Genomic DNA, 24,848 nt, shown 5'->3' with positions numbered 1-24,848 from the left:
ATAAAGCGCTCTAGCCCGGATCTTTCCAAATTAGCACTTGAGAATCAATCTCATAGACTCTAAGCTGCTGCAGCGTCAAGGATGACGCCCCCTTCTTTTTCGCATTAATTTGCGTCCAGATTTTACCCCGCGCCTGTGTAAACTGCCCGCCACACCATTTAAATTCAGGCAAGCAGACTATGACCGTGGCCTTGACCTCCATCAAAATCAGCAGCGACTTCGACAGCGGCAATATCCAGGTGCTCGACACCAGCGATGCCCATCAGTTGCTGCTGGCAATCAAGCCGGATACCCGCAGCCAGCACTTCCAATGGTTCCACTTCAAGGCCGAAGGGATGCACATTGGTCATACCCATACCTTCCGCCTGAGCAACGCTGGCCAGTCTTCCTACAAACATGCCTGGAGCGGCTACAACGCCGTGGCGTCCTATGACCATATCAACTGGTTCCGGGTGCCGACGCGCTTTGATGGCGAAACCTTGCACATCGAATTGCAAACCGAGCAAAAATACGCCTGGCTCGCCTACTTCGAGCCCTACAGCCGCGCGCGCCACGCCTGGTTGATCGACCAGGCGCTGAACCGCGCCGGAACGCAACTGCTGGCCACCGGCAAGAGTGTCGAAGGCCGTGATATCTCCCTGCTCCGCCGTGGCAAGGGGGACGCGGGGCAGCGCAAAGTGTGGATCATTGCCCAGCAGCACCCAGGCGAGCACATGGCCGAGTGGTTTATGGAAGGCATCATCGAACGCCTGCAACAGGACGGTGATGATGAGCTGAAAAAACTCCTGGCCGCCGCCGACCTGTACCTGGTGCCGAACATGAACCCGGATGGCGCGTTCCATGGCCATCTGCGCACCAACGCCATGGGCCAGGACCTCAACCGCGCCTGGCAGAGCGCAAGCCAGGAACTGAGCCCGGAAGTGCTGTTCGTCCAGCAGCAGATGGAGAAGTACGGCGTAGACCTGTTCCTGGATATCCATGGCGACGAGGAAATCCCCTACGTGTTCGCCGCAGCGTGCGAAGGCAACCCCGGCTACACCCCGCGTATCGAAGGCCTGGAAAAACACTTTCGCAGCCACTTGAGCGAGCTGACCCGCGACTTCCAGACCACCCATGGCTACACCCGCGACCTGCCTGGCCAGGCCAATATGACCCTGGCGTGCAACAGCGTGGGCGAGAAATTCGACTGCCTGTCCCTGACCCTGGAAATGCCCTTCAAGGACAACGACGATGCGCCCGATCCGCGTACCGGCTGGTCTGGCAAACGCTCCCGGCAACTGGGCAAGGACGTGTTGAGCACCGTGGCGGACATGGTCAACGTACTGCGCTGACCCTGCCCCAATAAGTTAACCCTAAGCCTCGGACTGCGCCGCCACCCGCAGGCAGTCCTGCGGTCCGAGCACCCGGCCATCCGCCGCATGCACCTGCAAAGCCTGCAGCGGCTGACCGTGCTCACGGTCCAACAGCACCGAATGGGCCTCGCCTTCGGCGTAGAAAAACCCCTCGCCCCATTGCCGCAACCCAATGATCACCGCAAACAGCCCCCTGCCCTTTTCCGTCAACACGTACTCCTGATAAGCGCTGCCATCCGAGGCCGGGACAATCTCGAAAATTCCGTGACCGACCAGGCTGCGCAAGCGCGTGGCCAGTATGTTCTTGGCCATGCCCAGGCTGCGCTGGAACTCGCCAAAGCGGCGGATGCCATCGAATGCATCGCGAATGATCAGCAGCGCCCAACCATCGCCAATCGCCTCCAGTGAGCGCGCCACCGGGCATTCGGCAGTTTCAAAGCGGGTGAGTCTGACCATGGGTAACGCCTGCCTGACAAAAAATGTAGTTGCAATATAAAACCGCAATACCTACCGTACAACCAGTTTCATTTAGCAACCACATTGAGAATTGAGCATGCCCCCATCATCGTTAAGCGCCGCCGTGGTGCTGCTGTTTGCCATTGCCTGTGGCCTGTCGGTGGCGAATGTCTATTACGCCCAACCCCTGCTCGATGCCATGGCCATGACGTTCGCCATGGACCCCGCCACCGTCGGCATCGTGATCAGCCTGACCCAGGTTGGCTATGGCGTTGGCCTGTTACTGCTGGTGCCGCTGGGCGATCTGCTCAATCGCCGGCATTTGATCGTCGGGCAGTTACTGCTGTCCACCGGTGCGGTGTTGCTGGTCGGCCTCTCCAACAGCCTCGTCGGGTTTCTGGCCGGCCTGCTGCTGACGGGCCTGCTCGCCGTGGTGGCCCAGGTGTTGGTGGCCTACGCCGCCAACCTGGCGCGGCCCGAGCAACGGGGGCATGTGGTGGGCCTGGTGACCAGTGGCATCGTGGTTGGCCTGCTGCTGGCGCGCACGGTGTCCGGGATCATGGCGGACCTGGCCGGCTGGCGTTCGGTGTATCTGCTGTCGGCGGGCTTGACCCTGTTGATGGCACTGCTGCTCTGGCGTGTCTTGCCCACCACCGAGCAGCCTCGGGCGTCAGGCTCCTATCGCCAGTTGCTGGTTTCAGTGTTCAGCCTGTTGCGTGAGGAAAAAGTACTACGCGACCGCGCAGTGCTGGCGTTTCTGATTTTTGCCGCGGGTACCGTGCTCTGGACCCCGCTGGTGCTGCCCTTGAGCGCCCCACCCCTGTCGTTGTCCCACACCCAGATCGGCCTGTTCGGCCTCGCCGGTGCCGCCGGCGCATTGGGCGCGGCCCATGCCGGGCGCCTGGCAGACCGCGGCCTCGCCCAGTGGACCAGCGGCGCGGCCCTGGTGCTGATGCTGCTGTCATGGCTGGCCATCGCCTTGACCCAGTCTTCGTTGTGGGCGCTGCTGCTTGGGGTGATTACCTTCGACCTCGGCCTGCAAGCCGTGCATGTCACCAGCCAAAGCCTGATCTACAGCGTACGCCCCGAAGCCCAAAGCCGCCTGGCAGCCGGCTACATGCTGTTCTACTCGGCGGGCAGCGCCCTGGGCTCGCTCGGCGCGACCCTGATGTACGCCTGGGCCGGCTGGCTCGGCGTGTGTGCCTTGGGCGCCGCCATCAACCTGCTGGCGCTGGTGTACTGGCGGGCGACCCTGGGGCCTCAGTCCTTGCCGAGCATGCTTTGCAGCACGCCATCCCGGCGAACCCAACCATGGAACAACGCCGCCGCCAAATGCAGCAGCACCGTGAGGAACAGCAAATAAGCGAGATACCCATGGGCCTTGCGCAGCACCGCGAACAACTGCGCGTTGGCCGGCACCCACGAAGGCAACTGCAGCGCGCTGGACAGCATTACCGGGTCACCCGCCGCCGAAATCATCGCCCAGCCCAGTAGCGGCAGCACCAGCATCAAGCCGTACAGCAGCAGATGCGACGCCTTGGCCGCCAACACCTGCCACGCCGGTAAATCGGCAGGCAACGCTGGCTGACGGGTAGAAAAACGCACCGCCAGGCGCACGATCACCAACAGCAGAATCGCAATGCCCAACGGCTTGTGCAGGTGCAACAACCATTCATGGCGCTGGGACACCGAAGCCACCATGCCAGCACCGATAAACAGCATGGCGATGACCATCAGCGCCATCAGCCAGTGCAGCAGGCGCGCCAGCGGGGCGAAAAACCGCGGTTGGGCATTCATGGCCGGGACTCCTGAGGGGGGTTGGGCAACTGGCTGACTTCACCGGTACGGCGCAGGTATGAACTGGCATAGGCAGCGGAACGTGCCGCCAGCAGCGGGTCATTGGACGCTTCGATACCGCTGGGCAGGATCAGCGGGTCAAAGTTGATATCGCGGCAATCGCCGTCCAGCTGTGGCTGGCTGCGTTCGAACACCAGGGTGCCGGCGTTCAGCACCGTGTGCGCGCCGGCCCAGGCCTTGCTGGCGTCATCCACCGGGTCCGCGGGGTTGGCCAGGGTGATCTGCAATTGCCAGCGCAAGGGTCCGGCCGCCAACCGCTGCTCCAGGTCGGCCTGGAGAAAATCCGCCCCTCCTGGCGCAACGGCGCCACTGGCGTCCTGGCTCATCGGCACCACGCCCCAGCGCACGGCCTGGCGCTGCCCGTTGGCGCTGACCAGGTAAAACGCATTGATGCCGTTGTAAGTTTCACTGGCATAGCTGGCCGAAGGCCTGGCGGTCTTGACCCAGGCCAGGAACGGCGCGGTCTCGGGATGACTGGCAAAAAACGCCGGCAGACTGGCCGGGTTGGGCTTGCCGGTCGCAGGGTCCGCAGCCCCCGCCTTGAGCATCTGGTAGAAGGCCTCGGGGGTGCCCACCGGGAACACCGGCATGCTATTCATCCCGCTGCGCCATTGCTGGCCGTTGGCCTGGTTGAACTGCACCGCCAGGCTGCGGATCGGCACGCTGCTGTCCGGGGCATAGGGGTTGCCGCTGGGTAGGGCGAAACGCCCGATCACCGGGGTGCGCGCTTCACTGAATACCTGCGCGCTGGAATAGGCACGCGCCGCAGGGCTGCTCTCGAAATAACCCGCCACGCATACGCCCTTGGCATGGTTGCGCCGGTAGCCAGGGTGCAGGCCGTTGTTGGTTTCCAGGGCATTGACCAGGGTCTTGGGGCGCAACCGCTGTGGGTCGAGGGTACCGTTGACGTAGGCAAAGGCCCCGGCAACGACGCCGACGACCACGCCGATAGCGGCCAGGCGCAGCACCAGGCTGGCGCGCCCCAACGGCGTGCGGGGTGGCGATGGATGATCTGGCATGAAGTGCTCCGAGGCCAACGGCCACAGGTGGAAGGTGCAATGAGACGCCGCTCACGCAGGCTTATTCCACCAAGGCCGTAGGCTTTTTCGCAGCGGGTGATTCAGGAGTCCCAGATCGCGCCATAGGCCGGGATCCCCCGCGCCTCCATTTGCGCCACCACCCGGCGCGTCAACGCCTGGTTGGCGATACAGATCACCGCTTCGGCACCAAAATCCTGCACCGCCGCGTACGCCAACTGCACCAGGTCTGGCTTGCCGCGCACGTCGGTGTCCCAAATCACTGCGTGCGGTTGCGCCCGCAGGATCTCGGCGACCAGCTCTTCACCATAGGTCTTTGCCGGGCTGCGGGTGGACCACACCAACTGGATCGGCACCTGCCCGGCCAGCAAGTGCGGCATCACCGGGCCAATCCCGCTGCCGGTGGCGATATACACCACCGACTTGAACAACGTCTCGATATTCGCCACGCCTGCCGTGGTAATGCCCTTGACCCAGACATGGGCTGGCATGTGCTCGATAAAACGCCCCGTCCAGTCCCCGGCCCTGGAAATAATCAGGCGAAAGCCCGGCTGGCCCGGGGTCGGGATATTGGCAAACGAATGCCACTCCAGCAGGGGCTGCAGGCTGATCGCCGTCGACGAGCCGGCAAAGGGCGTGGTGTGGCGCAATGTGGTGATCACCGCATGAGCGCAAGGCCGCTGATGACTGACTGCCACTTTGCGCAAGCGCAACCAAGGCAGGGCAATGCTCAAGGTCAGCACCAACAGCATCCCGAATGCAACCGGATGAGCCTCGGCCAGCAGTGCCTGCACCCAGAACAACAGCAAGGCCGCCCACCCCGCAAAGCGGTGCACGCGCTCAAAGCCATTGTGAAAACGCCTGCGAATCCCCGGCTGCGCCATGACCACCATCAACAGCAACACTCCCAACAGCGCCGCACTGACCAACAACCACGGCGCAGAAACACTCTGCGGCTGTTGCAGGTAACGCCAGCCCTGGCTGGCGACCAACAGCGCGAACCACAGCGTCGCCGCCAGCGCACCGCCGCTGTGCAGCCCGCCCAGGTGATAGACCTTGGCAGCATGGCGACGCAGGTACAGCGGCCAGCTCAGCGGGATGCGCGTGGCCAGCCAAAACAGCCCGTTGATCACGTACTGCTGGCGCACCAGGATCGCCAGGGACAGGTTGATCATCACCAGCATCGACACTTGCTGCGCGTCGATCACGGGCAGCTTCAAGCCAGACAGTGCAAACCACCCGTTGCCCAGCAGCACCAACGCCACCAGCCGGTTGTAATGGGAAAATATCGGCAAGCCACGCCACCGCCGCCACCCGCCAGGCAGGGCGGGCACTACCGTCGCCATCCACCGCTCAATCATGCTCGGCCCCCTGCTTTGAGGGCGAGTTGGCGACCCTCCTCGCTGTCACAGGCCCATTGCCGCAGCAGGGTCTTGTCGATCTTGCCGCGTGCCGTCAGGGGCAAGTGCTCCAAGGCAAAAATCACCGCCGGCACACAGTAGTAGGCCAGCCGCTGCGCGCAGAACTGCCTGGCTGCCGCAATGTCCGCCGTGGCCGGTGTGACGAATGCCACCAGGTGCTGACTGTCGAACTTCAACGCCACCGCCCGGCTACAGGAGCCACTGGCCTCCAGCGTGCTGGCCAGCGCGTCCAACTCCACGCGAAAACCGCGCACCTTGACCTGATCGTCGACCCGCCCCAGATGCTCTAGGGCCCCATCGTGCGTCCAGCGCCCCAGGTCGCGGGTACGGAACATCATCCGCCCCGCCCCCAGGAACGGATCAGGCCGATAACGCTGCGCAGTCAACAACGGGTCATGCAGATAGCCCGCCGTCACCCCGTCGCCCCCGGCCCACATCTCGCCCACTTCCCCCGGCGTGCAGGCCTGGCCGTGTTCATCCAGCACATACACGGTGTTGTTGGGCGTCGGTTGGCCGATGGTCAACGGCGCCCCCGGTACGTGCCGGTGCAAGGTGTTGACGATGGTGGTTTCCGTGGGTCCGCAACCGTTATAGAACGTGCAATGGGCCGCCCAGCGATCCGCCAGGGCCTGCGGGCATGGCTCGCCCGCCACTGCGACCACCTCAAGCGTGGCGCACTGTCGCGGATCCAGGGTGGCGAGAATCGACGGGGTGGCGATCAGCACTTGGCAATGGCGGGCCGTTTCGCCGATATCTTGCTGACGGATATACAACGTCGCCCCGTGGGCCAGGCAGCCGAGAATTTCCCAGGCGGCCATGTCAAACGCGATATTGAGGATTTGCCCAACCCTCATGCCCGGCTTGATGCCCAGGTTGCCCGGTGCCGTCAGCAGGATGTTGCACACATTGCGGTGCGTCACCCGCACCCCATTGGGCCGCCCTGTGGTGCCGGAGGTGAACAGCACAAAACACAGGCTGGCGGGGTCTGGCGCGGCGACGTTCAGCTCGCAGGCCTGCGCCACCCACGGCTGTTGCGCCAGGAACTCGTCCAGGCACACGCACAAATGCCCCGCTGCCAGCGGCAATTGGTCCTTGAACCCCGACAAGGTCAGCACCACTGCACTCGACAGCGCCTCAAGGATCATCGCCAACTGCGCCGGCGGAGTGATCCTGGCATCCTGCGGCACATAGGCCGCGCCGATCTTCAACACCGCGAGCATCCCCACCAGCATGGGGATCGACCGCTCGACAAACAGCGCCACCGTATCGCCCGCCATCACCCCCTGCGCGAGCAGGTGCCGGGCCAGCCGATCGGCCTGGCGGTTCAACTGCTCATAGCTGATGCTCTGGCCCGAGCAGAGCGCGGCGATCCCATGGGGGGTTGCCGCAGCGTGCGCCTCGAATGCCTGGTGGATACACGCGTACGGCAGCGCCCGCGCCGGCCCGCAGCCCCAGGTTTGAAGGGTATGACGTTGGATGATGGGCAAATGGCCCAGTGCCTTGGTGCAAGCAAAACCGCTATCCGCTGCTGTCGTCGATATCATGGGTCAACTCCTCAACTGGCCCCTGCCTCACACTGTTCGGGCAGGCAGGGGGCTGGACTGAGGACGATTCACGACATTACAGGGCTACGGGAGCTTACAAACGATAGAGACCAAGGCTATCTACAGCGCTTATTTTTCCCACAGATGGAATAACCTTTGCCCCTAGGCGTCTTCCTCAACACCGCCCACGACACGCAGGCCCTCCATGCACGAGCTCGACGACCAGTTGCGTGAACTCCTCCCCAGGCTGCGGCGCTTTGCCCTGTCCCTGACGCGCAACCCCAGCAGCGCCGACGACCTGGTGCAGGCCAGCCTGGAGCGCGCCATCGTCAGCTGGCGCCACAAGCGCGTCGACGGGGATTTGCGCGCCTGGCTGTTTTCGATCCTCTACCGGCAGTTCCTCGACGCGCACCGGCGTTCGCGGCGCTATGCGCGGATGCTGGAGTTCTTTACCGGCCGCGATGACGCGCAACCGTCAGTCGAACGCACGGTGATCGCGCAATCGACCCTGCAGGCCTTCGACCAGTTGAGCAGCGAGCAACGCGCCCTGCTGCTATGGGTCTCGGTGGAAGGCTTGAGCTACAAGGAAGTCGCCCATATCCTCGACGTGCCCATTGGCACCGTGATGTCACGCCTGTCCCGCGCCCGCCAGGCCTTGCGCCAGCTCAGCGACGGCGATATCACCCGCCCTACCCTGCGGATACTCAAATGATCAGCCTGCCCCCCAATGAACGCGACCTGCACGCGTACGTCGATCACCAACTCAGCGAGCCGGATCGCCGCCAATTGCAGATCTGGCTCGCCGCCCACCCCGAGGTCGCGGCCCAGGTCCACGCCTGGCAACAGGATGCCCAGCACCTGCGCGCGGCCATCGGTGCGCCGCCAGCGGTCAACCCCGAGCTGGATCCGGCGCTGCTTCGCCAGCGCCTCAAGCGCCAGTCGCGCCGCCACCTGGCCACTGCCGCCATGTTGCTGGTCGCCATCGGTCTGGGCGGCCTGGGTGGCTGGCAAGCGCGGCAGGCCACCCTGCTCGCCAGCAGCCTGCCGATGACCGACGCCATGCAGGCCTATCGCCTGTTTGCCCAGAACCCGATCATGCCCGCCGACTACCAGGTGCAGGGCAATGGCGATATGCAAGCCTGGCTCGACCGCTACTTCGCCCAGGCCCATCGCCTGCCAGACCTCAGCCAGGCCGGCTTCAGCCCAGTCAGCGCGCGCCTGCTCAGCACCGACCAGGGCGCGGCGGCGATGGTGCTCTACGAGAACCCACAAGGCCGGCGCATCAGTTTCTACATTCGCCCGCCGGGCCCGCAGAACACCCTGCTGCCAAGGGGCAGCCGCAGCGCCGAGGGGCTCCAGGCCGAGTACTGGTCCAGCCCCGGCTACAACTATGCGATGGTCAGCCAAGAGGACGAGCCGACCACCCCATTGCTCAAGCAGACCACTCGGTTCTAGGACGCCACCGCCATGCCTTTTCGAGAGAGCCGCCCGCGTCGCCTGCCCTTGCTCAGACGCCTGTTCGGCAAAACAACCGCCAGTGACAGCGCGCCAGCCATTCAGCGGTTCTTCGCGGACAAGGCCCGGCAACAGGGCTACACCCTCAGCCCCAGCCAATTACAGGTGATCGACGCCATGGCCCGGCAGACCTCGTACCTGCTGGACCGGCGCCCGACCCGCAGCCTGTACCTGCACGGCGCCGTCGGCCGGGGCAAAAGCTGGCTGCTGGACGGGTTTTTCCAGGCCCTGCCATTGCCTGACAAGCAGCGGGTGCATTTCCACGACTTTTTCGCCCGCCTGCACCGTGGCATGTTTGCCCACCGCCAACAGGCCGATGCCCTGGGCGTCACCCTGGACCAGTTGCTCGACGGCTGCCGGGTGCTGTGTTTCGACGAATTCCATGTGCATGACATTGGCGATGCGATGTTGATCACTCGTCTGTTCAAGGCCCTGTTCCAACGGGGCATCCTGGTACTGGTCACCTCCAATTACCCGCCCCAGGGCTTGCTGCCCAACCCGCTGTATCACCAGCGTTTCAAACCGGTGATCGACTTGATCGGCGCGCACATGGACGTCATGCAAGTCAGCGCGCCCCAGGACTACCGGGGCCTGGCGCAGAACCACCAGCAGCAGCGTTTCACCCACGGCCAATACGTGTGGCCCGGCACCCCGGCCCAGCGCCGCGAACTGGCGCTGCCCGCCACCGCTGGCCCGCCCCTGGCGCTGGCGGTCGGCTCGCGGCAACTGCAAGTGCGCTGGCACCAGGCGCGCAGCCTGGCCTTGACCTTCAACGACCTGTGCGAACAGCCCACCGCCGTGATGGACTACCTGTTGCTGTGCGAGGATTTCGACCACTGGATCATCGACGACCTGCCGCTGCTCGGCGATTGCCCGATTGCCGTGCAACAGCGCTTTATCAACCTGATCGACGTGCTGTACGACCAGGACAAGCACCTGACCCTGCTGGGCCAACAGCCACTGGACGACGCCCTGCAAGGCCAGGCAATTGACCTGGCGCGTACCCGCAGCCGCCTGGGGCAGTTGCAACAAGTCAGCCCGCTGGCGCTCAAGTCGCTATCATGAGCGCCTTTGACCTTGTCGAGTGACCTAAGCTGTTCATGGATACCCTTGCCCAACTCAAGGCCGGCCAACTGGCTGGCATCAAGCGCCTGGACCTGTCCTGCGGCCTGACGCAGTTCCCCCGGGAAATCTTCGACCTGGCCGACTCCCTGGAAATTCTCAACCTGAGCGGCAATGCCCTGCGCAGCCTGCCGGACGACCTGCATCGCCTGCCCCACCTGCGCGTGCTGTTTTGTTCGGACAACGCCTTTACCGAGCTGCCCTCGTGCCTGGGCCTGTGCCCGCAGTTGAGCATGGTCGGCTTCAAGGCCAACCAGATCGAGCAGGTGCCCGCCGCCGCGCTGCCACCGCAGTTACGCTGGCTGATCCTCACCGATAACCGCATCCGCCAGTTGCCGGACGCACTCGGTGAGCGGCCACTGCTGCAAAAACTCATGCTGGCCGGCAACCGCCTGGAGCAACTGCCCGCGAGCCTGGCCCAGTGCCATAACCTCGAACTGCTGCGCATCGCTTCCAACCGCCTGACTCAGTTACCCCACTGGCTGCTGACACTGCCGCGCCTGACCTGGCTGGCCTATGCCGGCAACCCGGTGGAAAGCGCGGTGGACGTGGCAACTGATGACGCGACGCCGAACATTCCCTGGGCCGAACTGGAACTGGGCCAGGTGCTGGGCGAAGGCGCCTCGGGGGTGATTCGCAAGGCCCTGCGCAAACCGTCGAACGAGCCAGTCGCGGTCAAACTCTACAAGGGCACCATCACCAGCGACGGCTCGCCGCTGCACGAAATGCAGGCCTGCATTGCCGCCGGGCTGCACCCGAACCTGATCAAGGTGCAAGGCCGCGTGGTCGGCCACCCCGATGACCAGGCCGCGCTGGTGATGGACCTGATCGATCCGAGCTACCGCAACCTCGCCGGCCTGCCCAGCCTGGCGTCCTGCACCCGGGACATCTACGACCCCACCACCCGCTTCAGCGTGGAGGTAGCGTTGCGCATGGCACGCGGCATCGCCTCCGTGGCCGCGCACCTGCACCGGCACGGCATCACCCATGGCGACCTGTATGGCCACAATATTTTGTGCAATGCCCAGGGTGCTTGTTTGCTTGGGGACTTTGGCGCCGCGTCGTTCCATGCCACGGCCGACACCCTGGAAACCAGGGCGTTGCAGCGCATTGAAGTGCGGGCGTTCGGGGTGTTGCTGGGGGAGTTGCTGGAGCGGATTGACGCGGGTTTGAGTGATGCACTGCGCCAGACGCTGGAGACACTGGGTGACAGTTGCTGCCAGACGCAGGTGCTGGCGCGTCCGGCGTTCGAAGAGATCGAGGCACTGCTGTCCTCACTCTGAAACGCCCTGTAAATGTGGGAGCGGGCTTGCCCGCGATAGCAGTGGGTCAGCCAGCTGATGTGCCATCTGATACACCGCTATCGCGGGCAAGCCCGCTCCCACACAAGTCTGCGCCCATAATTCCAGGCCGGGTTTAGCCCGCCAGGCCGACGAACATATCCTGCACGTCGTCATGGTTGTCCAGGCCTTCGAGGAAGGCTTCGACTTCAGCCATCTGCTCATCGCTCAAGCCGCTGACCGGGTTTTTCGCAAGGTAGCCCAACTTGGCCGACAACACGGTAAAACCCTGCTCCGGCAAAGCCTTCTGCACCGCGTCCAGGTCGGTGGTCTCGGTGATGAACAGGGTCGTGCCCTCTTCTTCACCTTCTTCAAAGTCCTGGGCGCCGGCTTCGATGGCGGCCATTTCCGGGTCGGCGTCCGGGGTATCCGGCGAGGCTTCGATCAGCCCTACGTGGTTGAAGTCCCAGGCCACGGAGCCCGAAGCCCCCAGTTGCCCCTTGCGGAACGCCACGCGGATTTCCGCTACGGTGCGGTTGATGTTGTCGGTCACGCACTCAACGATCAACGGCACCTGGTGCGGGGCAAACCCTTCGTAGGTCACGCGATGATACTGCACGGTCTCGCCCAGCAGGCCCGCGCCTTTCTTGATCGCGCGCTCGAGGGTTTCCTTGGGCATCGAGGCCTTCTTGGCCTGCTCGACCACCAGACGCAGGTGGGCGTTGGTCGCGGTGTCCGCACCGTTACGGGCGGCAATGGTGATTTCCTTCACCAGCTTGCCGAAAATCTTGCCCTTGGCATTGGATGCCGCTTCTTTATGTTTAACCTTCCACTGTGCGCCCATGACTCACTCTCTTGATATCCGTGGCGCCGAGACGTCTACTGGCCGGCGCTTTGGCCGCAGAGTTTATAGGGCAAGAACCCATCGTTCCACCAAAAAACCGGCCAGCGTTGCAGGGGCCTCAGGTGCGCAGGGGTTTGATCGCGACGGAACGATCCGGCACAAAGTCACCCACTTGCGCCAGAACCGCAGGCCGCGCGTTCCAATAGGGCATCAGCACCAGCGCCGAAAACAACGCGGCGCCGGCGAACACGATAAACACCGTCACCGTGTCGAAGTAGCCCGGCAGCAGGCCACCGAGGATCGCCCCCACCGAACCGCAGCCGTTGACGAAGCCCGCTGCCGTGGCGCCCGCCTTGGCCGTACCGAAGTCAATCGCCGCCGTGCTGCTGATCATCGAGTCCGGCCCGTACAGGGTCAGGCCCATCACAAACAGCAAGGCCATCACCAACAGCACGCTACCGGTATGCAAGGCCCCCATGAACAGCGCCAGCGACACCGTCAGCGCCAGCAGGCTGAGGACACAGGCCGGCATGCGCCGGGCGCCGAACAGTTTGTCGGACGCCAGGCCAATCATGATCGGCCCCAACAACCCCGCCAGCTCGAACGCCGTCGGCACAATCGCTGCGCCGACCTTGCCCACCGAGGGCATCTGCTCATAGACAATCACCGGGCCCCACAACAGGATCGCGTAGCGCGCCGGTTTCAACAGGAAGTACGCCAGGCCCAGGGTCAGCACCGTGCGGTTGCGCAAGATCTCGCGCAACGGCTCAAGGATGCTGATTTTTTTCGCCGCTGCCTGCTCTTCAGCGCTCATTGCCGGCTCGGGTTCCACTTGCGGCAGGCCGACGTCCTGTGGCGTGTTGCGCTGGAAGATAAAGAACAGCACCGCCACCACCGCCACCACCGCGGCACTGGAGATAAATGCCGCGTGCCAGCTGCCAATCAGGGTGTAGGCCCACCAGCCGGCAAATGGCGATGCCACCAGCCCGCCAAACGCGTAACACGAGCTCCACAGCCCCAACACCCGCCCGCGCTGCTGCGCCGGGAAGAAACTGCCAAGGTTCTTGCACAGCCCCGACCAGCCGGTGGACTGCGCCAGCCCCTGGATCAACATGCAGGTGACAAAGATCGGCAAAGTGGCAAACGTACCCATGACCAGGGCGGCGGCCGCCGAAATCACCAGCCCGCCCAACACCACCACCCGTGGGCCGAAACGGTCGGCAAGCATGCCCCAGGTGAACTGGCCAACGGCATAGGCCGCCAGGTACAGGCCATCTAGGTTGGCCATCATCATCTTGTCCAGCGGGAAACTGGGGTCGTCGACGAGCCCCAACTTGGCCACGGAAAACGCTTTGCGGGTGAAATAGAAGGCGGCATATGCCAGCCAGGTGATGGCGAAAATCTGCATGCGCCAACGCTTGATGCTACCCATAGGGATATTCATGGTGGTTCTGACCTCAGGTGTGAGTGTGCCGGCAGAATCGAGAAGCAATTGCCTGTGTTTTTATTGTTTTGCACTGCAGTACCGGGGCGCAGGGCGCTGGGTACTGGTCAGATGAGTCCTGCAAGGGTGCACGCAAGGGCCCATGATCGCCGAAGTTGTAGGACTCAACCTACGGCGACTGAGCGCTATCAAAGCAATGGCTGACTAATAGGTAAAATCGATTTATCGTATTTCAAATATAAGCTCAGCTTGTAAGAGGTCGTGCCATGTCGGTTTCCCATGCCCAACTCAAAGCCTTCCATGCGGTGGCCGTCCACGGCAGCTTTACCGCGGCGGCGCAGCGGCTGTTCCTCACCCAGCCGGCCATTTCCGATCAGGTGCGCAAGCTTGAAGAGCGTTTTGGCGTGCTGCTGTTCCATCGCAACAAGCGTTCGGTACGCCTGACCGACCTGGGGGAGCGCCTGCTGAGTATCACCCAGCGCCTGTTCGTGATTGCCGCCGAAGCCGAGGAACTGCTGCAAGACTCCAAGGCCCTGCAGACCGGCAGCCTGACCCTGGCCGTGGACGCGCCGGTGCATGTGCTGCCGCAGATCGCGCGGTTTTGCGAACGCTATCCGGGGATCACCGTAAGGATCGAGACCGGCAACACCGATGATGCGCTGTATCGCCTGCACAACTATCAGGCTGACCTGGCGCTGGTGGGGCGCGATGTCGACGATGAGCGCCTGCTCTCGATCCCCCTGCGCGATGACCCGATGCTGGCGTTTGTCGCACGTAACCACCCATGGGCCGGGCGCGAGTCCATCGACCTGGCGGACCTGGACGACACGCCCCTGGTGCTGCGGGAAATCGGCTCGGTGACCCGTCAGACCCTGGAGCGCGAGATGCACCAGGCCGGGCTGCGCATCCGCCCGGCGATCCAGGTGGAAGGCCGCGAGGCCGCGCGTGAGGCGGTGGTGGTGGGGATTGGCGTGGGGGTGGTCTCGGCGTCGGAGTTCGGCGCGGATTCACGGGTGTATGCCATGCCCATCCGCGACTGCACCCAGCGCATGAAGGAAACGCTGGTGTGCCTCAAGGAGCAGAGTTCGCGGCGGGTAGTGGCGACTTTCCTGAAGATTGTCCGGGAAAGCCTGCGCGAAGATTAGCTGAGTAATTGCATTGAGTTGACCCGTGCACAGGCTCTCGATGACTGGCCAGACTCGACCCAACCTCGTTCCTGAGCCTGCACGCCATCATGAGCGTGACTAATACTCTTTTGAAATCAATTCGTTTTTGTTCATGTAGCCTCCTTGCTTAAAATACGTGCAGCTCTTCACGCTGGCCGATCTACAAGCCGTCGAGTGAAGAAACAGCATGTTGATCAAATCTGAAAGAGGCCAGGCGCCATTTCAGGTTTGTCCAAAATACGGGTGCAGGTCACGATGAACAACGAATTCACATTTGCTATCAAGAGCATTTGTTTTGATGAGAATTACTTTCCTTCAGACACTACGCGCATCACGACCAACTTTGCCAATCTGGCGAGGGGGGAGAGTCGTCAGGAGAATCTGCGCAACACGTTGAAGATGATTGATAATCGCTTTAATGCGTTGGCGCACTGGGACAATCCTAAGGGTGATCGTTACACGGTCGAGTTGGACATTATCTCCGCTGAAATGAAAATTGATACTGAAGGTCGCGGCCACGCTATTCCTTTGATTGAGATTTTGAAGACCACGATTGTTGATCGAGAAACCAATCAACGCATCAGTGGCATAGTGGGAAATAACTTCTCATCCTACGTACGAGACTATGACTTCAGTGTGCGGCTGCTGGAGCACAACAAGAACCAGTCACAATTCAGCACCCCACATGACTTTGGCGATTTGCACGGCAAACTATTCAAGTGCTTCGTCAACTCCAGCGCTTACAAAGAGCACTTCGACAAGCCACCGGTCATCTGCCTGAGCATATCCAGTACCCGGACATACCTGCGAACCGAGAACCAGCACCCTGTGTTGGGCTTTGAGTACCAGCAAGATGCCTACTCTTTGACAGATGAGTACTTCAGGAAAATGGGCTTGAAGGTTCGTTATTTCATGCCGCCGAACAGTGCCGCGCCACTGGCTTTCTACTTCTCAGGGAATTTGCTCGGTGATTACACCGATCTTGAGTTGATTGGCACCATTAGCACCATGGATACGTTCCAGAAAATCTACCGCCCTGAGATTTACAATGCAAACTCCGTAGCTGGAAAGTTCTACCAGCCTAGTTTGAAGCATCAGGACTATTCATTGACTCGAATTATTTATGATCGAGAAGAGCGAAGCCGACTGGCTACTGAACAGGGAAAGTTTGCCGAAGAGCAATTCATCAAGCCCTATAAGGTCATTCTTGATCAATGGTCTGTTAGCTGCGCGCTTTAATTAATTTCAAATCAAGGTCTTCTTTAATGAAAAAGCTGTTGCCTACTTCGACCGCTGGGAGCTTGCCTAAACCTTCCTGGCTTGCACAACCTGAAACGCTTTGGTCGCCCTGGAAATTGCAGGATGAAGAACTGGTTGAAGGTAAACAGGACGCTTTGCGCCTCGCCTTGCAGGAGCAGCAGTTGGCCGGCATTGATATCGTCAGTGATGGCGAACAGACCCGTCAGCATTTTGTGACGACCTTCATCGAGCATCTCGAAGGGGTCGATTTCGAGAATCGTGAAACCGTCCGGATTCGTGATCGCTACGATGCCAGCGTGCCGACGGTTGTGGGTGCCGTTTCTCGGAAAAAGCCGGTGTTCGTGGAAGACGCCAAATTCTTGCGCCAGCAGACGAAGCAGCCAATTAAATGGGCCCTGCCCGGCCCCATGACGATGATTGACACCCTCTACGATGCTCACTACAAAAGCCGTGAAAAACTGGCTTGGGAGTTCGCGAAGATTCTCAATCAGGAGGCCAGAGAGCTTGAGGCTGCCGGGGTAGATATCATCCAGTTCGATGAGCCTGCATTCAACGTGTTTTTTGACGAGGTGAATGACTGGGGTGTGGCCACCTTGGAGCGAGCAATCGAAGGGCTCAAATGCGAAACCGCCGTGCATATTTGCTATGGCTATGGCATCAAGGCCAACACCGACTGGAAAAAAACGCTGGGTTCGGAGTGGCGCCAGTATGAAGAAGCGTTCCCCAAGTTGCAGAAATCCAGCATCGATATCGTCTCGCTCGAATGTCACAACTCTCACGTCCCGATGGATCTGATCGAGCTCATCCGGGGTAAAAAAGTGATGGTGGGCGCCATTGATGTGGCAAACCATGCCATCGAGACGCCCGAGGAAGTCGCCAATACCCTACGCAAGGCACTTCAGTTCGTAGATGCCGACAAGCTCTATCCTTGCACCAACTGCGGCATGGCTCCGTTGCCTCGCCAGGTGGCAAGGGGCAAGTTGAATGCGTTGAGCGCAGGCGCAGAGATCATTCGAAAAGAGCTGTCGAACTAGGAACCGCGATGTCACTCACTACCACTGCTACTTCCATCGAGCCCCTGAGTTTTCGTCAGGCGCTCGGGCACTACGCTTGCGGTATCACGGTGATTACTTCGCACACCGGTGATGAGCCGATTGGCTTTACTTGCCAGTCGTTTTATAGCGTATCGATGAACCCGCCACTGGTCTCGTTCAGCGTCATGTGCAGCTCGGCCAGCTATCCGAAGATTCGTGAGGCAGGTCGATTCGCAGTCAATATTCTGTCCGGTGAACAGGTTGGGATTTCCAACCAGTTCGCTCGTCGAGGCACGGATAAGTGGCATGGAATCGAATGGCAGGAATCACCGCTAGGTAATCCCGTCATTGCCGACAGCCTGCACTGGCTCGACTGTGAAATCCACGCCGAGCACGTCGCAGGCGATCACGTGATAGTGATTGGTGAGGTGAAAGCCATGGATCTGCAAAAGGCCGACACCGCACAGCCATTGCTGTATTTCAAAGGGCAGTATCGCAACCTGGCGGCGCATGGCGCAGTTTGAGCGACGAGGGTTTTCCTGCGTAAACGCACTGGCCACAAGCCACTGCGTTATGTTGCGTTAACGCACACTAGACACCTACAGCCCTGCGAGAGGGGTACGGGGCCAACTCGAAGTCGAATGCAAACGACTGGTCAAACGGGGTGCAACGTCCCAATCAGCTTGCGGCCAACTCGAAAAACGCCTGAATCAAGCGCAACTCGCGGCGTCGTTCCATGCAGCCGAGCATGTGCTGGTTCAGCAGCCCATCGCCACGGATCGCAATCGCATGCACCCGCGGGTCCCGGCTGACTTCCATGGAGGACACCACCCCCACCCCCAATTCGGCGGCCACCGCTTCCGCCACCGCTTCGCGGCTATCGAGTTCCAGCAACACCTTGGGCTGCACGCCGGCCTTGGCACACGCCTCGTCGAAAGTGCGGCGGGTGATGGAACTGGGCTCGCGCAGCACCATGATCACCTGGTCCAACTGCTCCAGGCGAATACCCGCCGGGTCCGCCAGCCACGGATGGCCAGCCGGTACCAACGCGCAAATACGTGACTCGTTCAACGGCTGCAGGTGCACGCCCTTGCGCGGCTCGACTTCGGTCAACACCGCCACATCCGCATGCTCGGACAGCAGCGCCGCCAGGGTTTCCTGGGCATTGCCCAGGCGCAGGTTGACGGTGATCCCCGGGTAACGGGCACGCAGCTTTGCCAACATCGGCATGACCATATGCGGGCCATCCGCCGCCACCTCCAGGCGTCCGGTGAGCAATTGGCGGTTGGCTTCGAGCAGGGTCTGCGCTTCATCCACCAGGCCGAAGATGCTGCGGGTGATGGCCGCCAGCTTGATGCCCTCCTCCGTCAACTCCACGCGCCGCGCGGTACGCCGCAGCAGGGTGATCTGGTAGTGCTCTTCCAGCGCCTTGATATGCCCGGTCACGGCTGGCTGGCTGATAAACAGGCGCGCGGCGGCACGGGTAAAACTGCCGTCCCGGGCCACCGCGTCAAATGCACGGAGTTGGAAAAGATTCATAGCTATCGGCCTCACTGATGGCTGGCATAACAACAAACAATTTGATTGATGACAAGCCAAACTGCAATTTATGTCCCGTAGCGTCATCCCACTGCTTTGCGAGGACATGAGAATGAGTACTGCCGCGCCGATCCTGCTCACACCTGGGCCCCTGACCACCTCTGCCCGCACCCGCCAGGCGATGATGGTTGACTGGGGTTCGTGGGATGACCGCTTCAACCAACTGACCGCCAGCCTCTGCGAGCAACTGCTGGTGATCATTAACGGTGGCGACAGCCATCACTGCGTGCCCTTGCAGGGCAGCGGCACGTTCGCCGTCGAAGCCGCCATCGGTACCCTGGTGCCCCGCGATGGCAAAGTGCTGGTGCTGATCAACGGCGCCTACGGCAAGCGCCTGGCGAAGATCTGCGAAGTGCTGGGCCGCCCGTTCAGCACCTTCGAGACCGCTGAGGACCAGCCCACCACCGCCGCCGATGTGGACCGCCTGTTGCAGGCTGACAGCAGCATCACCCATATCGCGCTGATCCACTGCGAAACCAGCACTGGCATCCTCAACCCGCTGCCGGAGATCGCCCAGGTCATCCAGCGCCATGGCAAGCGCCTGATCATCGACGCCATGAGCTCCTTTGGCGCGCTGCCCATCGACGCCGCCCAAGTGCCGTTTGACGCCCTGATCGCTGCCTCCGGCAAATGCCTGGAAGGCGTGCCCGGCATGGGCTTTGTCTTTGCCAAAAAAGACGCACTGGCCGCCGCCCAGGGCAACAGCCATTCCCTGGCCATGGATTTGTTCGACCAGCACGCCTACATGGCCAAGACCGGGCAATGGCGCTTTACCCCGCCGACCCACGTGGTAGCCGCCCTGCATGAAGCGCTGCTGCAATACAACGAAGAAGGCGGCCTGCCAGCCCGTCACCAGCGCTATGCCGCCAACTGCCAGACGCTGCTGGACGGCATGGCCGACCTCGGCCTGCGCAGCTTCCTGCCGGCCGCGATCCAGGCGCCGATCATCGTCACCTTCCACGCGCCAAACGATCCGCGCTACCAGTTCAAGGACTTCTACGAGCGGGTCAAGGCCAAGGGTTTCATTCTGTATCCGGGCAAATTGACCCAGGTAGAAACCTTCCGCGTGGGCTGCATCGGTCACGTCAACCAGGCCGAGATGCAAGCGGCGGTGGCGGCGATTGCCCAGGCGCTGCAAGAGATGGAAGTGCTCGAAATCTGACTCCCTTCGGCGATGGGGCCTTCAGGGCCGCTATCGCCGGCAAGCCGGTTCCTACACATTATTTACAGGATTTGAACCATGAACTATCAGAACCCCAACACCCTGCAGGCCGCCATCCTTGATTGGGCCGGTACCGTGGTCGACTTTGGCTCGTTTGCCCCCACGCAGATTTTTGTCGAGGCGTTTGCCGAGTTCGACGTGCAGGTTTCCATCGAAGAAGCCCGTGGCCCGATGGGCATGGGCAAGTGGGACCACATCCGCACCCTGTGTGATCAGCCGCAAGTGGCCGAGCGCTATCGCAAGGCCTTCGGCCGCACGCCGACCGATGATGACGTGACCGCCATCTACGAGCGCTTCATGCCGTTGCAGATCGAGAAGATCGCCGAACACTCGGCGCTGATTCCCGGCGCCCTGGAGACCATCGCCGCGCTGCGTGCGCAAGGGATCAAGATCGGCTCCTGCTCCGGCTACCCCAAGCAAGTGATGGACAAGGTGGTCGAACTGGCGGCTACCAACGGCTACATCGCCGACCATGTCGTCGCCACCGACGAAGTGCCCAATGGCCGCCCATGGCCGGCCCAGGCCCTGGCCAACGTGATCGCCCTGGGTATTGATGACGTGGCGGCCTGCGTGAAGATCGACGACACCGTGCCGGGCATCCTCGAAGGCCGCCGCGCCGGGATGTGGACCGTGGCGCTGACCTGCTCGGGCAACGCCCTGGGCCTGACCTACGAGCAGTTCCGCGCCCTGGACCCGGCGACCCTGGCCAGCGAACGCAAGCGTATCGAAACGATGTTCGCCGGCTCGCGCCCGCACTACCTGATCGACACGATCACCGACCTGCCCGGCGTGATCGCCGACATCAATCAGCGCCTGGCACGTGGTGAAATGCCGCAAAGCGCCTGATCGAGATCAATACATCGCCCCTCACTCGGGCAAACCTTGCATAACAGGTTTAGGCTTTAGGGACTCCGTCGCCAAAGAACGGAGGTTTGCCCCTGATGAGTGAGGAAAGACGCGATGCCGTGGAAAAACAGCGAGTCCCGTTACAGTACGATGTCCATCGCCTTGCACTGGCTGATGCTAGTGCTGCTGGTGGCGGTCTACGTCACCATTGAATTTCGCGGGATTTTCCCCAAAGGCAGTGGCGGACGCACGTTAATCAAGGAACTGCACTTCATGTTCGGCCTGACCGTATTCGTACTGGTCTGGCTGCGCCTGTTTGCCCGCAGCCTTGGCGTGGCGCCGAAGATTTTGCCCGCGCCGCCGCAATGGCAAGCGCTACTGGCGACCTTGATGCACGTGGCGTTGTATGTGTTCATGATCGGCATGCCGATCTTTGGCTGGCTGATTGTCAGTGCCGAAGGGCATTCGGTGTGGTTCTACGGGATCGAGTTGCCACCGCTGATCGGTGAAAACAAGGACCTGGCCAAGCAGATCGAAGGCTGGCACGTATTGGGCGGCACCATCGGCTACTGGCTGATCGGCCTGCATGCGGCGGCGGGTCTGTACCACCACTACTTCATGCGGGATAACACCGTGTTGCGCATGTTGCCCAAGCGTTAATCCACAAAACCCCGGCGGCCCTGCAAGCCGCCGGTGTGCACAAAGACCAGGCGAGTGCCGGGGGCAAAGCGCCCGGCCTCGATCTGCTGCTTGAGCGCCAGCAGCGCCTTGCCGGTATAGAGCGGCTCCAGGGGCAAGCCACTGGCCTGCTGCGTGGCGTCGATGAAGGCCAGCAATGGCGGGTCGACTTTCGCAAAACCGCCACGACTGGCGTTCAACAGTTCATACCCGCCCTGCACGATGGCCCGCACGTTCTGCACGACACCGTGGTCATCCGGCACCGCCATGGCCCCGTAAACAGGATGCGCGCCCGCCTCCGCCAGCACCAAACCCGCCAGGGTGGTACCGGTGCCGGCTGCCAGCCACCAGGCGTCGTAGTCGGCCCACCCCAGGGCGGGCAACTGCCTGCGCACCTGCTCGACCAACACGCCACAGCCCAACGCCCCGGTCATGGCGCCGCCGCCCTCAGGTACGGGATGAAGGTGCGGATACCGCTCGCGCCAGGGCAACCAGAAGTCCGGCGCATGACGCGCACGGTAACCGCCGTAGCCCAGCCAGTGCAGTTGCATGCCGAAGGCTTGCAGGTCGAGGACCGTCGGGGTGTCTTGCGGGTGCCCGCGCAACAGGCCGACGGTGGCAAAACCGAAGCGTTTGCCGGCCGCCGCCAGGGCATGCAGATGGTTGGAGTAGGCGCCGCCCAGGCTGATGATGCCGCTGGCACCCGCCTGTCGCGCCTGGGCCAGGTGCCCGGTGAGCTTGAACCACTTGTTGCCGCTGATCAGCGGGTCGATGCGGTCCAGGCGCAGCACGGCCACCTCGACCCCGTTCAGCCAATCCAACTGCAAGGGTTCAAGGGGCGCGTGGGGAAGCCAATCGAAAGGACCCATCAGGGCATGTCTGCATGAAAAAAGGGGCGGTAGTCTAACACCGCCCCTGCGCGGCCCTTACAACTCGGCGGCCAGGCGCGAGCCCTGGTTGATGGCGCGCTTGGCATCCAGCTCGGCGGCCACGTCGGCACCGCCGATCAGGTGCACGTTCTGGCCAGCGGCGACCAGGCCGTCCTGCAGTTCGCGCAGCGGGTCCTGGCCGGCGCAGATCACAATGTTGTCCACCGCCAGCACTTGCGGCTCGCCCTCGGCACCAATACGGATATGCAGGCCCTCATCGTCGATCTTCAGGTATTCAACGCTATTGAGCATCTGCACCTGCTTGTTCTTCAGGCCGGTACGGTGGATCCAGCCGGTGGTCTTGCCCAGGCCGTCGCCAACCTTGGAAGCCTTGCGCTGCAACAGGTAAACCTCGCGCGCCGGAGCGTGGGGCTGGGGTTTGATCCCGGCCACGCCGCCGCGGGCCTGCAATAGGGTGTCGATGCCCCACTCCTTCCAGAACGCTTCGCGGTCCAGGCTGGTGGACACGCCCTGGTGCACGAGGAACTCCGACACGTCAAAGCCGATACCACCGGCGCCGATCACGGCAACGCGCTTGCCCACCGGCTTGCGCTGCAGGAGCACGTCCAGGTAGCTGAGCACCTTGGGGTTTTCCACGCCAGGAATCGCCGGGGTACGCGGCGCAATACCGGTGGCGAGGATGATCTCGTCATAACCGCCGGCCACCAGTTGCGCCACATCCACCCGGGTGTTGAGGCACAGCTCGACATGGGTGGTCTGCAGCTTGCGCTTGAAGTACCGCAGGGTTTCAAAAAACTCTTCCTTGCCCGGCACGCGCTTGGCCACGTTGAACTGGCCGCCGATCTCGCTGGCCGAATCGAACAGGGTCACCTGGTGCCCGCGCTCCGCCGCCACGGTGGCAGCGGCCAGTCCGGCTGGGCCGGCGCCGACTACGGCGATTTTCTTGATCTGCTGGACCGGCAGGTAATTGAGCTCGGTCTCGTAGCAGGCGCGCGGGTTGACCAGGCAGGTGGTCAACTTGCCGCCGAAGGTGTGGTCCAGGCAGGCCTGGTTGCAGCCGATGCAGGTATTGATCTCATCGGCGCGCCCAGCGGCGGCCTTGTTGACGAACTCCGGGTCGGCGAGGAACGGCCGGGCCATGGACACCATGTCGGCATCGCCCTCGGCGAGGATCTGCTCGGCCACTTCCGGGGTGTTGATACGGTTGGTGGTGATCAACGGGATCTGCACCGCGCCACGCAGCTTGGCCGTGACTTTACTGAACGCACCGCGCGGCACCTTGGTGGCGATGGTCGGGATGCGCGCTTCGTGCCAGCCGATACCGGTATTGATAATCGTCGCGCCCGCCTGTTCGATGGCCTTGGCCAACTGGACGATTTCTTCCCAGGTGCTGCCGCCTTCCACCAGGTCGAGCATCGACAGGCGGAAGATGATGATGAAATTCGGCCCCACGGCTTCGCGCACCCGGCGCACGATTTCCACCGGCAGGCGCATGCGGTTTTCGTAGGCGCCGCCCCAGCGGTCGGTGCGGTGGTTGGTGTGGGCGGCGAGGAACTGGTTAATGAAATAACCTTCGGACCCCATGATTTCGACGCCGTCGTACTCGGCGACCTGGGCCAATACCGAGCAGGTGACAAAGTCGCTGATCTGCTTCTCGATGCCTTCCTCGTCCAGCTCCTTGGGCTTGAACGGGTTGATCGGCGCCTGGATCGCGCTGGGGGCGACCTGCTTGGGGCTGTAGGCATAACGCCCCGCGTGGAGGATCTGCATGCAGATCTTGCCACCGGCCTCGTGCACGGCCTGGGTGACGATCTTGTGCTTGAGCGCCTCGGCTTCGGTGGTCAGCTTGGCTGCCCCGGAGTACACCCCGCCTTCATCGTTCGGGCCAATACCGCCGGTGACCATCAGGCCCACGCCGCCACGGGCGCGCTCGGCAAAATACGCCGCCATGCGCTCGAAGCCGCCAGGTTTTTCTTCAAGGCCGGTGTGCATCGAACCCATCAGGGTGCGATTGCGCAAGGTGGTAAAACCCAGGTCCAACGGGGCCAGCAGGTGCGGGTAGGCAGCAGCGGTCATGGTACAGCTCCACAACGGATCATCACGGGACGTGACAGGCTCGAATGGCCGGCCATCGGTTTATGTTCCACAGACTAAGAGCCACGCCGTTAGCGCTCAATGACTGAAACTGACAACTTATTGATCCAAATGTGCAACGCCCCTTGGCAAGCGTGGCGACGCGCCCTACCCTAGGGGCGAACCCTGCACACGGCCTGTTGTCTGT

The 24,848-nt window shown here is 62.3% G+C and carries 23 protein-coding genes; 13 read left to right on the top strand and 10 right to left on the bottom strand.

Features of this window, described 5'->3' with window-relative positions:
• Window positions 1-179: 179 nt before the first annotated feature.
• Window positions 180-1,331, top strand: coding sequence for a M14 family metallopeptidase (locus ACO77H_RS11380; protein ID WP_432755470.1), 1,152 nt, complete (start codon window positions 180-182; stop codon window positions 1,329-1,331).
• Between the two features lie 21 nt (window positions 1,332-1,352).
• Here the strand turns inward: ACO77H_RS11380 and ACO77H_RS11375 are convergent, their stop codons facing one another.
• Entirely contained in the window at window positions 1,353-1,808 is a 456-nt protein-coding gene (locus ACO77H_RS11375; protein WP_170043120.1) for a winged helix-turn-helix transcriptional regulator, read from the bottom strand.
• 97 nt (window positions 1,809-1,905) lie between these two features.
• Between ACO77H_RS11375 and ACO77H_RS11370 the strand changes: the two genes are divergently transcribed.
• Window positions 1,906-3,171, top strand: a complete 1,266-nt coding sequence (locus ACO77H_RS11370; protein ID WP_170058825.1) for an MFS transporter — start codon at window positions 1,906-1,908, stop codon at window positions 3,169-3,171.
• On the opposite strand, the gene ACO77H_RS11365 is transcribed toward ACO77H_RS11370, so the two are convergent.
• From ACO77H_RS11365 to ACO77H_RS11350, 4 genes are all read right to left on the bottom strand, one after another.
• Entirely contained in the window at window positions 3,069-3,605 is a 537-nt protein-coding gene (locus tag ACO77H_RS11365) for a cytochrome b (RefSeq protein WP_432755469.1), read from the bottom strand. The two genes, ACO77H_RS11370 and ACO77H_RS11365, sit on opposite strands and share 103 nt — an antisense overlap.
• Window positions 3,602-4,684, bottom strand: a complete 1,083-nt coding sequence (locus ACO77H_RS11360) for a catalase family peroxidase (RefSeq protein WP_432755468.1) — start codon at window positions 4,682-4,684, stop codon at window positions 3,602-3,604. Before ACO77H_RS11360 ends, ACO77H_RS11365 begins: the two co-directional genes overlap by 4 nt.
• A gap of 101 nt (window positions 4,685-4,785) precedes the next feature.
• The gene (locus tag ACO77H_RS11355) at window positions 4,786-6,063 is read right to left on the bottom strand and encodes a hypothetical protein (RefSeq protein ID WP_432755467.1); all 1,278 of its coding nucleotides are present in this window, start codon (window positions 6,061-6,063) and stop codon (window positions 4,786-4,788) included.
• Window positions 6,060-7,667: an amino acid adenylation domain-containing protein gene (locus tag ACO77H_RS11350; RefSeq protein WP_432755466.1), complete on the bottom strand. Its 1,608-nt coding sequence runs from the start codon at window positions 7,665-7,667 to the stop codon at window positions 6,060-6,062. The genes ACO77H_RS11355 and ACO77H_RS11350 overlap by 4 nt, the downstream gene beginning before the upstream one ends.
• 205 nt (window positions 7,668-7,872) lie before the next feature.
• Here ACO77H_RS11350 and ACO77H_RS11345 point away from each other — a divergent pair, with 205 nt between their 5' ends.
• Genes ACO77H_RS11345 through ACO77H_RS11330 form a run of 4 tightly spaced genes read left to right on the top strand, consistent with a single transcriptional unit; the run spans window position 7,873 to window position 11,587 of the window.
• On the top strand, window positions 7,873-8,379 hold the full coding sequence (locus ACO77H_RS11345) for a sigma-70 family RNA polymerase sigma factor (protein ID WP_169954384.1): 507 nt from the start codon (window positions 7,873-7,875) through the stop codon (window positions 8,377-8,379).
• Entirely contained in the window at window positions 8,376-9,122 is a 747-nt protein-coding gene (locus tag ACO77H_RS11340; RefSeq protein WP_169954385.1) for an anti-sigma factor family protein, read from the top strand. The genes ACO77H_RS11345 and ACO77H_RS11340 overlap by 4 nt, the downstream gene beginning before the upstream one ends.
• A gap of 12 nt (window positions 9,123-9,134) precedes the next feature.
• Complete coding sequence (gene zapE / locus ACO77H_RS11335; RefSeq protein WP_432755465.1) at window positions 9,135-10,247, top strand: cell division protein ZapE; 1,113 nt, start codon at window positions 9,135-9,137, stop codon at window positions 10,245-10,247.
• Window positions 10,248-10,282: 35 nt separating this feature from the next.
• A complete protein-coding gene (locus tag ACO77H_RS11330; protein ID WP_432755464.1) occupies window positions 10,283-11,587 on the top strand; it encodes a leucine-rich repeat-containing protein kinase family protein in 1,305 nt (434 codons plus the stop codon).
• 133 nt (window positions 11,588-11,720) lie between these two features.
• On the opposite strand, the gene ACO77H_RS11325 is transcribed toward ACO77H_RS11330, so the two are convergent.
• Window positions 11,721-12,428, bottom strand: a complete 708-nt coding sequence (locus ACO77H_RS11325) for a YebC/PmpR family DNA-binding transcriptional regulator (RefSeq protein ID WP_057441529.1) — start codon at window positions 12,426-12,428, stop codon at window positions 11,721-11,723.
• 118 nt (window positions 12,429-12,546) lie between these two features.
• On the bottom strand, window positions 12,547-13,872 hold the full coding sequence (locus tag ACO77H_RS11320) for an MFS transporter (RefSeq protein WP_170057941.1): 1,326 nt from the start codon (window positions 13,870-13,872) through the stop codon (window positions 12,547-12,549).
• 266 nt (window positions 13,873-14,138) lie between these two features.
• On the opposite strand from ACO77H_RS11320, the gene ACO77H_RS11315 reads away from it, so the two are divergent.
• The 4 genes from ACO77H_RS11315 to ACO77H_RS11300 all read left to right on the top strand — a co-directional run bounded on the left by ACO77H_RS11315 (window position 14,139) and on the right by ACO77H_RS11300 (window position 17,856).
• Window positions 14,139-15,017: a LysR substrate-binding domain-containing protein gene (locus ACO77H_RS11315; protein ID WP_432755463.1), complete on the top strand. Its 879-nt coding sequence runs from the start codon at window positions 14,139-14,141 to the stop codon at window positions 15,015-15,017.
• A gap of 276 nt (window positions 15,018-15,293) precedes the next feature.
• The gene (locus tag ACO77H_RS11310) at window positions 15,294-16,277 is read left to right on the top strand and encodes a DUF1852 domain-containing protein (protein ID WP_432755462.1); all 984 of its coding nucleotides are present in this window, start codon (window positions 15,294-15,296) and stop codon (window positions 16,275-16,277) included.
• A 26-nt stretch (window positions 16,278-16,303) separates the two neighbouring features.
• Complete coding sequence (locus ACO77H_RS11305; protein ID WP_076962641.1) at window positions 16,304-17,332, top strand: methionine synthase; 1,029 nt, start codon at window positions 16,304-16,306, stop codon at window positions 17,330-17,332.
• Between the two features lie 8 nt (window positions 17,333-17,340).
• Complete coding sequence (locus ACO77H_RS11300) at window positions 17,341-17,856, top strand: flavin reductase family protein (RefSeq protein WP_170043131.1); 516 nt, start codon at window positions 17,341-17,343, stop codon at window positions 17,854-17,856.
• A gap of 154 nt (window positions 17,857-18,010) precedes the next feature.
• Here the strand turns inward: ACO77H_RS11300 and ACO77H_RS11295 are convergent, their stop codons facing one another.
• Window positions 18,011-18,871: a LysR substrate-binding domain-containing protein gene (locus ACO77H_RS11295; protein WP_432755461.1), complete on the bottom strand. Its 861-nt coding sequence runs from the start codon at window positions 18,869-18,871 to the stop codon at window positions 18,011-18,013.
• A 112-nt stretch (window positions 18,872-18,983) separates the two neighbouring features.
• On the opposite strand from ACO77H_RS11295, the gene ACO77H_RS11290 reads away from it, so the two are divergent.
• From ACO77H_RS11290 to ACO77H_RS11280, 3 genes are all read left to right on the top strand, one after another.
• Window positions 18,984-20,093: a 2-aminoethylphosphonate--pyruvate transaminase gene (locus ACO77H_RS11290; RefSeq protein ID WP_172314155.1), complete on the top strand. Its 1,110-nt coding sequence runs from the start codon at window positions 18,984-18,986 to the stop codon at window positions 20,091-20,093.
• Between the two features lie 78 nt (window positions 20,094-20,171).
• Window positions 20,172-20,999, top strand: coding sequence for a phosphonoacetaldehyde hydrolase (phnX, locus tag ACO77H_RS11285; RefSeq protein ID WP_169954393.1), 828 nt, complete (start codon window positions 20,172-20,174; stop codon window positions 20,997-20,999).
• Window positions 21,000-21,113: 114 nt separating this feature from the next.
• On the top strand, window positions 21,114-21,659 hold the full coding sequence (locus ACO77H_RS11280; protein WP_099169023.1) for a cytochrome b: 546 nt from the start codon (window positions 21,114-21,116) through the stop codon (window positions 21,657-21,659).
• On the opposite strand, the gene ACO77H_RS11275 is transcribed toward ACO77H_RS11280, so the two are convergent.
• Both ACO77H_RS11275 and ACO77H_RS11270 read right to left on the bottom strand, forming a co-directional pair.
• A complete protein-coding gene (locus tag ACO77H_RS11275) occupies window positions 21,656-22,546 on the bottom strand; it encodes a 1-aminocyclopropane-1-carboxylate deaminase/D-cysteine desulfhydrase (protein ID WP_432755460.1) in 891 nt (296 codons plus the stop codon). The two genes, ACO77H_RS11280 and ACO77H_RS11275, sit on opposite strands and share 4 nt — an antisense overlap.
• A 57-nt stretch (window positions 22,547-22,603) precedes the next feature.
• Window positions 22,604-24,643, bottom strand: a complete 2,040-nt coding sequence (locus ACO77H_RS11270; protein ID WP_169954395.1) for an NADPH-dependent 2,4-dienoyl-CoA reductase — start codon at window positions 24,641-24,643, stop codon at window positions 22,604-22,606.
• Window positions 24,644-24,848: the final 205 nt, after the last annotated feature.

Source organism: Pseudomonas sp. WMBT8 (assembly GCF_050916005.1).
In the GTDB taxonomy this organism is placed as follows: Bacteria; Pseudomonadota; Gammaproteobacteria; order Pseudomonadales; family Pseudomonadaceae; genus Aquipseudomonas.
This window is presented reverse-complemented; position numbering and strand designations above follow the sequence as displayed.

Coding starts and splice junctions, on each gene's coding strand:
- ACO77H_RS11375 (WP_170043120.1), bottom strand. CDS start 1,808: ATGGTCAGACTCACCCGCTTTGAAACTGCCGAATGCCCGGTGGCGCGC.
- ACO77H_RS11290 (WP_172314155.1), top strand. CDS start 18,984: ATGAGTACTGCCGCGCCGATCCTGCTCACACCTGGGCCCCTGACCACC.
- ACO77H_RS11380 (WP_432755470.1), top strand. CDS start 180: ATGACCGTGGCCTTGACCTCCATCAAAATCAGCAGCGACTTCGACAGC.
- ACO77H_RS11360 (WP_432755468.1), bottom strand. CDS start 4,684: ATGCCAGATCATCCATCGCCACCCCGCACGCCGTTGGGGCGCGCCAGC.
- ACO77H_RS11370 (WP_170058825.1), top strand. CDS start 1,906: ATGCCCCCATCATCGTTAAGCGCCGCCGTGGTGCTGCTGTTTGCCATT.
- ACO77H_RS11275 (WP_432755460.1), bottom strand. CDS start 22,546: ATGGGTCCTTTCGATTGGCTTCCCCACGCGCCCCTTGAACCCTTGCAG.
- ACO77H_RS11315 (WP_432755463.1), top strand. CDS start 14,139: ATGTCGGTTTCCCATGCCCAACTCAAAGCCTTCCATGCGGTGGCCGTC.
- ACO77H_RS11355 (WP_432755467.1), bottom strand. CDS start 6,063: ATGATTGAGCGGTGGATGGCGACGGTAGTGCCCGCCCTGCCTGGCGGG.
- ACO77H_RS11270 (WP_169954395.1), bottom strand. CDS start 24,643: ATGACCGCTGCTGCCTACCCGCACCTGCTGGCCCCGTTGGACCTGGGT.
- ACO77H_RS11325 (WP_057441529.1), bottom strand. CDS start 12,428: ATGGGCGCACAGTGGAAGGTTAAACATAAAGAAGCGGCATCCAATGCC.
- ACO77H_RS11320 (WP_170057941.1), bottom strand. CDS start 13,872: ATGAATATCCCTATGGGTAGCATCAAGCGTTGGCGCATGCAGATTTTC.
- ACO77H_RS11310 (WP_432755462.1), top strand. CDS start 15,294: ATGAACAACGAATTCACATTTGCTATCAAGAGCATTTGTTTTGATGAG.
- ACO77H_RS11330 (WP_432755464.1), top strand. CDS start 10,283: ATGGATACCCTTGCCCAACTCAAGGCCGGCCAACTGGCTGGCATCAAG.
- ACO77H_RS11305 (WP_076962641.1), top strand. CDS start 16,304: ATGAAAAAGCTGTTGCCTACTTCGACCGCTGGGAGCTTGCCTAAACCT.
- ACO77H_RS11300 (WP_170043131.1), top strand. CDS start 17,341: ATGTCACTCACTACCACTGCTACTTCCATCGAGCCCCTGAGTTTTCGT.
- ACO77H_RS11345 (WP_169954384.1), top strand. CDS start 7,873: ATGCACGAGCTCGACGACCAGTTGCGTGAACTCCTCCCCAGGCTGCGG.
- ACO77H_RS11295 (WP_432755461.1), bottom strand. CDS start 18,871: ATGAATCTTTTCCAACTCCGTGCATTTGACGCGGTGGCCCGGGACGGC.
- ACO77H_RS11280 (WP_099169023.1), top strand. CDS start 21,114: ATGCCGTGGAAAAACAGCGAGTCCCGTTACAGTACGATGTCCATCGCC.
- zapE (WP_432755465.1), top strand. CDS start 9,135: ATGCCTTTTCGAGAGAGCCGCCCGCGTCGCCTGCCCTTGCTCAGACGC.
- ACO77H_RS11350 (WP_432755466.1), bottom strand. CDS start 7,667: ATGATATCGACGACAGCAGCGGATAGCGGTTTTGCTTGCACCAAGGCA.
- ACO77H_RS11340 (WP_169954385.1), top strand. CDS start 8,376: ATGATCAGCCTGCCCCCCAATGAACGCGACCTGCACGCGTACGTCGAT.
- ACO77H_RS11365 (WP_432755469.1), bottom strand. CDS start 3,605: ATGAATGCCCAACCGCGGTTTTTCGCCCCGCTGGCGCGCCTGCTGCAC.
- phnX (WP_169954393.1), top strand. CDS start 20,172: ATGAACTATCAGAACCCCAACACCCTGCAGGCCGCCATCCTTGATTGG.